This window comes from Pseudomonas sp. KK4, assembly GCF_001984065.1.
In the GTDB taxonomy this organism is placed as follows: domain Bacteria; phylum Pseudomonadota; class Gammaproteobacteria; order Pseudomonadales; family Pseudomonadaceae; genus Aquipseudomonas.
Genome location: NZ_LYVP01000041.1, coordinates 36,416 through 45,766 on the forward strand (window position 1 = coordinate 36,416; position 9,351 = coordinate 45,766).

At 63.0% G+C, this 9,351-nt stretch carries 11 protein-coding genes; 7 read left to right on the forward strand and 4 right to left on the reverse strand.

Features of this window, described 5'->3' with window-relative positions:
* Positions 1-134: 134 nt before the first annotated feature.
* The 4 genes from cobJ to cobG are packed head-to-tail and all read right to left on the reverse strand — an operon-like array spanning position 135 to position 4,516.
* Positions 135-1,844 (reverse strand): precorrin-3B C(17)-methyltransferase, encoded by a 1,710-nt coding sequence (cobJ, locus tag B0W55_RS15620; RefSeq protein ID WP_077046838.1) that lies wholly within the window; start codon positions 1,842-1,844, stop codon positions 135-137.
* On the reverse strand, positions 1,844-2,575 hold the full coding sequence (locus B0W55_RS15625) for a precorrin-2 C(20)-methyltransferase (protein ID WP_077046839.1): 732 nt from the start codon (positions 2,573-2,575) through the stop codon (positions 1,844-1,846). Before B0W55_RS15625 ends, cobJ begins: the two co-directional genes overlap by 1 nt.
* The gene (locus tag B0W55_RS15630; RefSeq protein WP_007937188.1) at positions 2,575-3,201 is read right to left on the reverse strand and encodes a precorrin-8X methylmutase; all 627 of its coding nucleotides are present in this window, start codon (positions 3,199-3,201) and stop codon (positions 2,575-2,577) included. Before B0W55_RS15630 ends, B0W55_RS15625 begins: the two co-directional genes overlap by 1 nt.
* Positions 3,194-4,516, reverse strand: coding sequence for a precorrin-3B synthase (gene cobG / locus B0W55_RS15635; RefSeq protein ID WP_077046840.1), 1,323 nt, complete (start codon positions 4,514-4,516; stop codon positions 3,194-3,196). Before cobG ends, B0W55_RS15630 begins: the two co-directional genes overlap by 8 nt.
* A gap of 32 nt (positions 4,517-4,548) precedes the next feature.
* On the opposite strand from cobG, the gene B0W55_RS15640 reads away from it, so the two are divergent.
* The 7 genes from B0W55_RS15640 to B0W55_RS15670 form a co-directional block, all read left to right on the forward strand.
* Positions 4,549-5,361 (forward strand): hypothetical protein, encoded by an 813-nt coding sequence (locus B0W55_RS15640; protein WP_371807272.1) that lies wholly within the window; start codon positions 4,549-4,551, stop codon positions 5,359-5,361.
* An 81-nt stretch (positions 5,362-5,442) separates the two neighbouring features.
* Entirely contained in the window at positions 5,443-6,654 is a 1,212-nt protein-coding gene (cbiE, locus tag B0W55_RS15645; protein ID WP_077046842.1) for a precorrin-6y C5,15-methyltransferase (decarboxylating) subunit CbiE, read from the forward strand.
* A 24-nt stretch (positions 6,655-6,678) separates the two neighbouring features.
* Entirely contained in the window at positions 6,679-7,407 is a 729-nt protein-coding gene (locus B0W55_RS15650) for a cobalt-precorrin-6A reductase (RefSeq protein WP_077046843.1), read from the forward strand.
* A 168-nt stretch (positions 7,408-7,575) separates the two neighbouring features.
* Positions 7,576-7,887, forward strand: a complete 312-nt coding sequence (locus B0W55_RS15655; protein ID WP_077046846.1) for a hypothetical protein — start codon at positions 7,576-7,578, stop codon at positions 7,885-7,887.
* A 167-nt stretch (positions 7,888-8,054) separates the two neighbouring features.
* Positions 8,055-8,453, forward strand: a complete 399-nt coding sequence (locus B0W55_RS15660; RefSeq protein WP_077046844.1) for a DUF2946 domain-containing protein — start codon at positions 8,055-8,057, stop codon at positions 8,451-8,453.
* Positions 8,454-8,501: 48 nt separating this feature from the next.
* Complete coding sequence (locus tag B0W55_RS15665; RefSeq protein WP_077046845.1) at positions 8,502-8,981, forward strand: copper chaperone PCu(A)C; 480 nt, start codon at positions 8,502-8,504, stop codon at positions 8,979-8,981.
* Positions 8,982-9,001: 20 nt separating this feature from the next.
* On the forward strand, positions 9,002-9,351 hold a 350-nt coding region (locus B0W55_RS15670), incomplete at its 3' end, for a DUF2946 domain-containing protein (protein WP_077046847.1).

Genomic DNA, 9,351 nt, shown 5'->3' on the forward strand with positions numbered 1-9,351 from the left:
AACACCACAAACCTAACCCAACTTGTTCAGCGCCAACAACGGCAAGCGAATACAACATATGTACACGCGCAATAAAAAAACCAGATCACCCAATAGTTGGGAGATCTGGTTTTATTTTGAGCTTTATATATTGATTACGGGATAGGCGTGAGCTTGTCGCCATAACTTCGCGGCGTATAAACCCACGGACTGCCCTCGGCACGAGGGATCACCCGCGTCGTCGACGAACCGATGAGCACCATGGTGCGCATGTCCACCTGGTCGACGCTCAACTCACCCAACGTGGTCACGCGCAGGGTCTGCCCCGGACGCCCGATGTCGCGGCCCAGCACCACAGGCGTCCCGGGTTCACGGTGACGGGCCACGATCTCCAGCGCCTGCCCAAGCTGCCACGGACGCGAACGGGAAATCGGGTTGTAGAACGCCAGCGCAAGATCCGCTTGAGCGGCCAGGTCCAGGCGCTGCTCGATGATCGACCACGGCTTGAGGTTGTCCGACAGCGACAGCACGCAGAAGTCATGCCCCAAGGGTGCGCCGGCCTGTGCAGCCGTCGCCAGCGAGGCAGAAACACCGGGCAGCATCTGCAGATCGACGCTGTGCCACGCGGCATCGCTGGACTCATGCAGCGCTTCCAGCACGGCGGCCGCCATGGCAAACACCCCCGGATCCCCGGAGGACACCACCACCACCGAGCGCCCTTGAGCCGCCAGTTCGAAAGCATGGCGTGCCCGCTGCATTTCTTCACGGTTATCGGTGCAATGGAGCACCTGATCGTCACGGAAAGGGCCGGCCATGCGCACGTAGGTTTCATAGCCCAGCACATCGTTGGCACGCGCCAGTTCGGCCTTCACCGCCGGCACCATGAGCTCGGCAGCGCCCGGGCCCAACCCCACCACCGCCAAGCGCCCGCGAGAACGGCCGATCTGCGACAGGTCCAGCGGCTGCTCGGCGACTGCCACAGCAATGCTGCTGTCGCCACGAACGCAAACGGGTTGCGCGATGGCGTCGCGGGCCAACTCCTGCGCAGACGCTCCAGCCTTGGCGAAGCGCAATGGCACGCCCAACTCGAGCGCAGCTTCGCGTAAAGATGGACTGGCCATCTCGGTATCGGCCGCCAGCAGACAGGCCAGCGATTGCACAGCGATGCCCGCGTCGCGCAGCGCCTGGCGAATCGCCCGGGGCAGATCCGCAATCGCGCCACTGACCGCCACCAACACGCTGCGCGGATAGATCAGCAGTTCATGAGCCGACGGCACACGCTCGCCCGGGCCGACATGCACCGCCAGGCGTGCCTGGGTATCTTCGGGCAACTGCGCCTGCGCCAGCCAGGGGGCCGAACCTTCGATGCGCACCGTTTCACCCGCCAGCAGATCGGAGACAAAACGCTTGCCCAGCTCCAGATCACCCAGGGCATAGCCGCTGGGTGGATTGAGCAGGCAAGTGCCGAAACGCAATTCGCCGCTGGTGGTAATGGCGGGGGCCACGTTCAGGCCAGCGGCGATTTCCCGGGCCATCAGGTTCACGCCGCCCAGACCACCGAGCAACGGCACCACCGCACTGCCGTCTTCGGCCACGGCAAGCACCGGCGGCTCGGCGCCTTTTTCCAGCAGCAATGGCGCCAGGGTGCGGATGACGATCCCCGCCGCGCACAGGGCAATGATGGGCGTGCCCTGCTGATAAAACTCACGCAGGGTCGCGCCGAACTCGTGGTAGACACGGTCCGCGCCCTCCACCCGTCCGGCCAGGCCATGGACCAGGGCGCCGGGGTAGAGCTGCGCGATCTTGCGTGCGGTGGCGAGGCTGCCATTGCCGAGAATGACAATCGCCGGAACGGGACGGGTCATCAGCCTTGCCACCTTTCACCGGGAACGATGATCAACGAGAAATACGGCGAAGACATCGGCTCGACCTGATCCAGTGGCACGATTTTCTGGTTGGCCATGGTCGCGCGCTCGACGTACAGCGCACGCTCAGCCAAGCCGAGCTCTTCCAGCACCTGGCGAACCTTGGGAAAGTTGCGGCCCAGTTTCATGATCACCGCGGCGTCGGCATCGGCCAAGCGACGCTTGAGTTCGTCATGGGGCAGCACGCCGGACAATACCGACAGGCTCTGGTTGCGATACACCAGCGGTGCTCCGAGCACCGACGCGCCACCGAGCATCGAGCACACGCCCGGCACCACTTCGGCATGATAGCGCTCGGCGAGGCGGTCGTGCAGGTACATGTAGGAGCCGTAGAAGAACGGATCACCCTCGCAGATCACCGCGACGTCGCGGCCGGCATCGAGATGCGCCGCCAGATCCTCGGCAGCGCCATCGTAAAAATCACTGATCACCTGCTCGTACGAAAGCGGTGCCGGCAAGGCTTCGGTGGTCACCGGGTACACCAGCGGCAGCAGGTTCTGGGCTTTCTGCAGATGCGCCTCGATGATGCCGAAGGCATTGCCTTTTTTACCCTTGGCGACGAAGTACGCCACCACCGGCGATTCGCGCAACAGGCGCAAGGCTTTGACCGTAATCAGCTCCGGATCACCAGGGCCCACGCCAAGGCCGATCAAACGTCCAGGTTGCTGCATCATTCGATCTCCGTGGCGAGGGCATTGACGGCGGCGGCGGCCATGGCGCTACCGCCCAGGCGACCCTGCATGATGACGAAAGGCACGCCACGGCTGTCCGCGGCGAGCATCGCCTTGGATTCGGCAGCGCCGACGAAACCCACCGGGAAGCCAAGGATCAGCGCCGGTTTCGGGGCGCCGGCATCGAGCATTTCCAGCAGATAAAACAGTGCGGTCGGCGCATTGCCGATCACCACCACACTGCCTTCAAGATGCGGACGCCACAGTTCCAGCGCAGCGGCGGAGCGTGTGTTGCCCAGCTCGCGGGCAAGCTCGGGGACGCTGTCATCGCGCAGGGTGCAGATCACCGGGTTGTTCGCCGGCAAGCGCGCGCGGGTCACGCCCTCGGAGACCATCCGCGCGTCGCAAAGAATCGGCGCACCGGCCGCCAGTGCATCGCGCCCGGCCTTGCCCGCGCCTTCGGAAAACTGCAAGCCGTCAATGGCCTCGACCATGCCGCAGGCGTGGATCACCCGCACCGCGAGTTTTTCCAGATCGGCCGGGATTCGCGCCAGGTTGGCCTCGGCGCGGATGATCGCGAAGGAGTTGCGATAGATCTCCTGACCGTCGCGGATGTAATCAAGCATCAAAGGGGCTCCGTGAGCGGGCGTCGAGCAAGGCCGCGACCGCTTCAATAGTAAGGTTGCGTGCGTGCAGCGTGCCGAAACCGGCCTGGGCTGCATCGCGAAAATATAGATCGTAGTGACCGGGGGCGACGGCCAGCAGGGTCGCCGGTGCGACGTGCGCGGCGGCACAGGAACGCGGACAGCCGCTCAAGTGGACGCTCAATGCATGCCCGTGACGCTGCAGCAACGCGGCCAATTGCACGGCGTCGCCTTTGGTGTCGGCCAGGCTTTTGCCACAGCCGCTGGAACCGCTGCAGGCGATCATCCTTGCCAGGGCCTGATCGGCGTGGCACAGCAAGCCCAGTTGCTCCAGACGCCGGATGACTTCGGCGCAGTGTTCGTCACGGACATTGGGCAGCAGCAGGCTCTGCCACGGTGTGAAGCGCAAGCTGCCGTCACCGAAATCCAGCGCCAGTCGGGCAGCGCCCCGCAGGGTTGCCGAGTCCAGACGTCCCAACGACGGCACCGCGCCGACGTAGGCCATGCGCGCCTCGGCCTGGGGGTGAGCGCCGATGTGCAAAGCATTGTGGTCCGGCGTGCGCTGCCATTCGCTGACGTGCTCCATGGCGACACGCCCGGCCAATTGCGCGAGCACCGTTTCGAGTGTGTGCTCGGCCAGCAAATGACGCATCCGCGTTTGCTCGGGGCGCGCCAGTTCCAGGAACAGATCGAGCACCGCCACCACCAGGCCATGACCGTCATCGAGCGCCACAGACCCTGCGGGACTGTCGGTCGGGCAACCGGCCAGACCGAATGCCAGCCGCTGCTGGCCCTCTCGCTCAAAGGCCGAGAGCCACAGGTCATGGGGATGTTCGAGCATGGCCAGGGCCTCGCCACCGTCAAGCTGCACGGCGAACTTGGCGCTGAGGTCGTGAAAGCGTTCGTCGCCTTGCAGCGTGGCGAGAATCCGTTCTGCCAGTGGTCGGGTATCCAGCAGCCTGTGCCGGTCGATGCCGGCGGCGGGGCTGAGCATCAGATTGCGCACGTCGTCACCGGCCGCATGGCGTGGCCCCAGGCCGGCGGCCAGCAGGCTGTCGATCAAGGCTGTCTGCTGGTCGCCAATGCCGCGAATCTGCAAGTTGGCGCGGTTGGTCGCCTCGATCACACCACCGGCGTAGCGCTCGGCGGCATCGGCTACCGCGATGGCCTGGGGGGCGCTGATCGCACCTCCGCTGAGCTTGACCCGGCAAATACCCCCGTCCAGCGCCCGGACGATACGCAGCAGCCCGGGACAGCCCGTAGGACGCAAAGGGTTGGATGTCTGGCGAGAGCTCACAGGTCGACCGCTACGTAATGAAGGGCAGCATTATGCCTGCTTTGCCCGGCGGGATGAAAAGCCCGGGGCGCGGGGCGACGAAAAGACCACTCACAGCCGGAATCAATTCGCCTGGCCATTCGCATTTAAACGCCGAATCGCAGCCTGTAGTTTTTTGCCGGCAAACCCACTCACTGATTCGGAAGCAACGCATGGACAGCCACACACCCAATGGACTCTTGACCGGACCCAATCTTGTTTCCTGCATAGGCGAACTCTCGCCACAGGATTACAACGACTTCATTCACTGCACACAAATCGCCACAACATCCGCCGATATGCTCGCCAGCCGTTTCGCCGACTCCGCAAAATGGTTGAACGAATACGTCTCGACGCTGAGTTTTTTCGGTTGGGTGGTCTTTCAGGACGCCATCCTGACCCGCACTCGCCATGACCTGTCGAGCAGCGTCGCGCAGTTCCTGATCAAGAGTGCCCATGGCATGCAGGACAGCCGCCAGGCCAACGCCATGATCGACACCCTCGACGCACTGAAACCCGACCAACCGGCGCTGTGCTCACTGGATGAAGAGAGCCTGATGGGCGAACGCTTTCAGGTCATACCGGCACGGTACGATTCGAAAGGTTTTCTCGAAATAGCGGTGTTCAACCTTGAACTGGCGGTGCAGGCCCGGAAAAACAGTTTTCTCTTCTGGAGTTGGCAGGACCAGTCCGCGAAGATCATTCAGCAGCGCGTCTACCTCAAACTGGACAAACGCATACTCGAACGCAAAAGAGCGCTCCTCGAGAACAAGTGCCATGACCTGGTGATGAAGCGATTCGACTTGAGGAAAGTCCGGCCCCGATGAACAGGCTATGATGCGCACCCACCCGCCGGGCAAACGCCGGCGCGGTGATGATCGGGCCTGGATTGAGAGAAGAGGAACAGCATGACCCCCTGGCTGACAGTGGTAGGCATTGGCGAAGATGGCTTCAAGGGCCTCGGCAGAAATGCGCGACACGCGCTGCTCAAGGCCTCGCGGATCATTGGCGCGCAACGCCAGCTTGACCTTTTGCCAGTCTGCATCCGCGGTGAGCGGCAGTTGTGGCCCAGCCCTTTTTCCCTTGATCCGGTGCTGGCCAGTCGTGGTCAATCCGTGTGCGTACTGGCCAGCGGCGACCCGATGTTTTTCGGGGTGGGCGCCAGCCTGGCCCGGCAGCTGTCCAGCGATGACATGCTGATCCTGCCGGCGCCGTCCTCCTGCTCACTGGCCGCCGCCCGCATGGGGTGGCCGTTGCAGGACGTGGTCACCCTGTCGGTGGTGGCCCGCCCCGTCGCCGCGCTCAATGCCCAGTTGTCCAGCGGCCAGCGTTTGCTGGTGTTGAGCAATGACGGCCGCAGCCCCGCCGCCATCGCAGCCCTGTTGCGCGAACGAGGCTTCGGCCCCAGCCGCCTCACCGTACTCGAACACCTGGGCGGTGCAGCCGAGCGGCGGATCGACGGCATCGCCAGCGAATGGGCCGAAGGGGCGATTGCCGACCTGAACCTGATCGCCATCGAGTGCATCGCCGAACCGAATGCACCTCGCCTGTCGCGTCTGGCCGGGCTGCCGGACACCGCCTTCAAGCATGACGGTCAACTGACCAAGCGCGATGTCCGCGCCATCACCCTCGCCCGCCTGGCCCCGACGCCCGGCGAACTGCTGTGGGACGTCGGTGCCGGCAGCGGCTCGATCGGCATCGAATGGATGCGCGCCCACCCCAGTTGCCGGGCGCTGGCCATCGAGTCTGATGAAGGGCGCCAACAACTGATCGAACACAACCGCGATGCCCTCGGCGTACCCGGCCTGCAATTGATTCGCGGCCGAGCACCGCTAGCCCTGGACGGGCTCGAACCTCCGGACGCCATTTTCATCGGCGGCGGCGTCACCCGCGAAGGCGTGCTGGACACCTGCTGGGCCGCCCTGAAACCGGGTGGCCGGCTGATCGCCAACGCGGTCACGCTGCAAAGCGAAATGGCCCTGATGGTCTGGCGCGAACAGCACGGCGGCGAACTGACGCGTATTCATATCGCCCAGGCGCAACCGCTGGGTGACTTCGACACCTGGCGCCAGGCCCTGCCGATCACCGTGCTGGATTTGACCAAGCCACTCGATGCGTAACGGCCGACCGTACGGAGCTCTTCAATGAAACGCATTCTGTTGTTGGGCGGTGTGACCGAAGCCCTGGCCATCGCCCGCACCCTCGGCCCCGAACACATCTACAGCCTGGCCGGCATCGGCCGGGTGCCCACCGACCTGACCTGCCAGGTGCGGGTCGGCGGCTACGGCGGCGCCGAAGGCCTGGCGCAATTCGTCCAGGACCAACGCATCGACCTGCTGCTCGATGCCACCCACCCCTACGCCGCCGCCATCAGCCACAACGCCGCACGTGCCGCACAGCTGAGCGGCATCACCTGCTGGGCCCTGCGACGCCCCGCATGGCAGCCACAGCCCGGCGACGATTGGCGCGAGGTCAGCGACTGGTCCGAGCTGATCCAGGCCCTCAAACCCTTTCACCGACCGCTGTTCACCCTGGGCCGCGAGCCCTTGCAGCACCTGGACGAAATCCCCGCCGACCAGTTCTGGACCCTGCGCGCCCTGGACGTATACCCGGGCAACGAACGCTGCGAAGTGATCGGCGCACGCGGGCCCTTCCTGATCGACGACGAACGCGCATTGTTCGAGCGTCGGCAAATCGACGTGCTGATCAGCAAGAACAGCGGCAGCACCGCTACCGAGCCAAAACTGGAAGTCGCCCGCGAACGCGGAGTACCGGTGCTGGTGTTGAAGCGGCCGGCGTTGCCGGCGGTTGAGCGGGAGTTTGAGTCGATGAACGATCTACTGGCAGCGCTGGCAGCCCATACCGACAGATAACCTGTAGCAGCTGGCGAAGCGTGGTTCGATTCGGGCCGCTACAAAAAAGCGCAACCTCCTACGTCACTGTAGGATCTCACACACGACTTCTTCCAAAACGGCTGACTAGTGGGCGCTCATCTTCGCCCTTACGTTCCGAGCAACATCAAATTTGCGCTCGGGGCCCAAATGTCTGACAAATTCACTCGTTTTGATATTGCTGAGTTTCTAAACATGCCTTCCGGTATGAAGCACCCTCTCGAGGCCTGCAAGGGGAAGTATTCGGGGGACGGACACTGCTTGCCTCTCGCGCTGAAAGACGTCAAACACACCATATGTGAACGTATTCAAAGTGATCCGGAATTTGCTATGGCATTGCGAATCGAAATAGCCGCACTTTTTCACAACGGCGAAACAGAAGTGGCCGACAGGATGCTGCGCCTTTTAACGCTTGCACTGCGACACCAAGCTGCACGTGGCATTTTTAATTACAGGCACTGAAATTCTGAACAAAGCTCACACGCTACTGGCACTGTGCAATTCCCGTCTATCATCAAACCCATGAAAGCCCCGCGCTGCGACACCACACCGCACGCCGCTTTTTTACTTATCGGCATTGATCAGGCTAAATAGCCGCGCTTGATCACCCACTCAACCGGAACTGCCCCATGTCCCGTCAACGGCTCGCAATAGCCTGGATAGCCTGCTTCGCAGTGCTATTCAACCTGCTCGCCATGCCAATGGGTGGTGCGATGGCGCAGTCGGCGAAATCGCCGGCCGAGCAGTTGTTGTGGGGCAGTTTCTGTACGTCCAGCGGCACCAAAATGGTGGCGATTTCCATCGGCGACCTGGAGCAGAAAGCACCGAAAGGCGACGATCATTCCAACATGCAGCATTGCTGGTGCTGTTCCGGTTCAGCGCCACTGGTGGCATTGCCGAGTCATGTTCCGCAGTTGTATTTCGCGCAGTTCGAAAGCAATCGAAGCCTGCCGCCCGCCTCGCTCAATACCCCGACACCGCGCCAGCAATGGCCGAGCCTGAACCCCCGCGCGTCCCCTCTGGTGTGATTCCCTCTCGCAATTGATCTGCGTATTGAATCGTTCTGGAGAACCGTCATGTTGAACAAACTCATCGTCGTGGCCGCGTTGCTGCTGCCTGCCTGCTTTGCCAATGCCCACGAGTACAAGCTCGGCGAGCTGGAAATCGCTCACCCATGGTCGCAGGAACTGCCGCCCAACGCGCCGAACGTGGCGGCCTATTTCGTGATTCATAACGAAGGCAAAACCGCCGATCGCCTGCTCAGCGTCGACTCGCCGATTTCCGGCGAGGCGCAACTGCATGAGCATGTGATGACCAATGACGTGATGAAAATGCAGCACGTACCGAGCGTGGAGATCCCCGCCGGTGGCGAAGTCACCTTTGCCCCTATGGCTTACCACGTGATGCTGTTGAACCTGAAGGATCGCAGCCTGCTCAGCGACGGCAAGCGCTTCCCCATGACCTTGCACTTCGAAAAGGCCGGTGACGTGACGGTCGAAGTGGCGGTGCAGAAGCAGGCGCCGCAAGACGGGCAAAAGCACGTCCACGCCCAGTAACCGACTGAGCCGAAACGCCCATGCGCCCGCTTAGCGCCAGGTCATCCAGCCCCCGCCGTCGGCCATCGAGCCTGACACGCGGCAGCTGGATCAGCCTGTTCGCCATGTTGATGATCTTCATCGGCCCACTGGTGTCCCAGTCGATGCCGATGAATTCGCGCGCAGCCATGTCGATGGACATGAGCATGAGCATGTCGATGGACATGGACATGCCGACCATGGACCACGCCGAGCACGATGCCCAAGCGACCGCCGAACACTGCCCGCCGCCAGCGGAGCATCACGCGCTGTGGGAAAAATGCGGCTACTGCAGCCTGCTGTTCAATTGCCCGGCCCTCACCGGCGGCACGTCCTTCACCGCCTTCGACAC

Bases quoted from the DNA above. Each gene is read 5' to 3' on its own strand.
- cobJ (WP_077046838.1), bottom strand. From the start codon at position 1,844: ATGACCCGTCCCGTTCCGGCGATTGTCATTCTCGGCAATGGCAGCCTC.
- B0W55_RS15625 (WP_077046839.1), bottom strand. From the start codon at position 2,575: ATGCAGCAACCTGGACGTTTGATCGGCCTTGGCGTGGGCCCTGGTGAT.
- B0W55_RS15630 (WP_007937188.1), bottom strand. From the start codon at position 3,201: ATGCTTGATTACATCCGCGACGGTCAGGAGATCTATCGCAACTCCTTC.
- B0W55_RS15640 (WP_371807272.1), top strand. From the start codon at position 4,549: ATGCCTGCTTTGCCCGGCGGGATGAAAAGCCCGGGGCGCGGGGCGACG.
- cbiE (WP_077046842.1), top strand. From the start codon at position 5,443: ATGACCCCCTGGCTGACAGTGGTAGGCATTGGCGAAGATGGCTTCAAG.
- B0W55_RS15650 (WP_077046843.1), top strand. From the start codon at position 6,679: ATGAAACGCATTCTGTTGTTGGGCGGTGTGACCGAAGCCCTGGCCATC.
- B0W55_RS15655 (WP_077046846.1), top strand. From the start codon at position 7,576: ATGTCTGACAAATTCACTCGTTTTGATATTGCTGAGTTTCTAAACATG.
- B0W55_RS15660 (WP_077046844.1), top strand. From the start codon at position 8,055: ATGTCCCGTCAACGGCTCGCAATAGCCTGGATAGCCTGCTTCGCAGTG.
- B0W55_RS15665 (WP_077046845.1), top strand. From the start codon at position 8,502: ATGTTGAACAAACTCATCGTCGTGGCCGCGTTGCTGCTGCCTGCCTGC.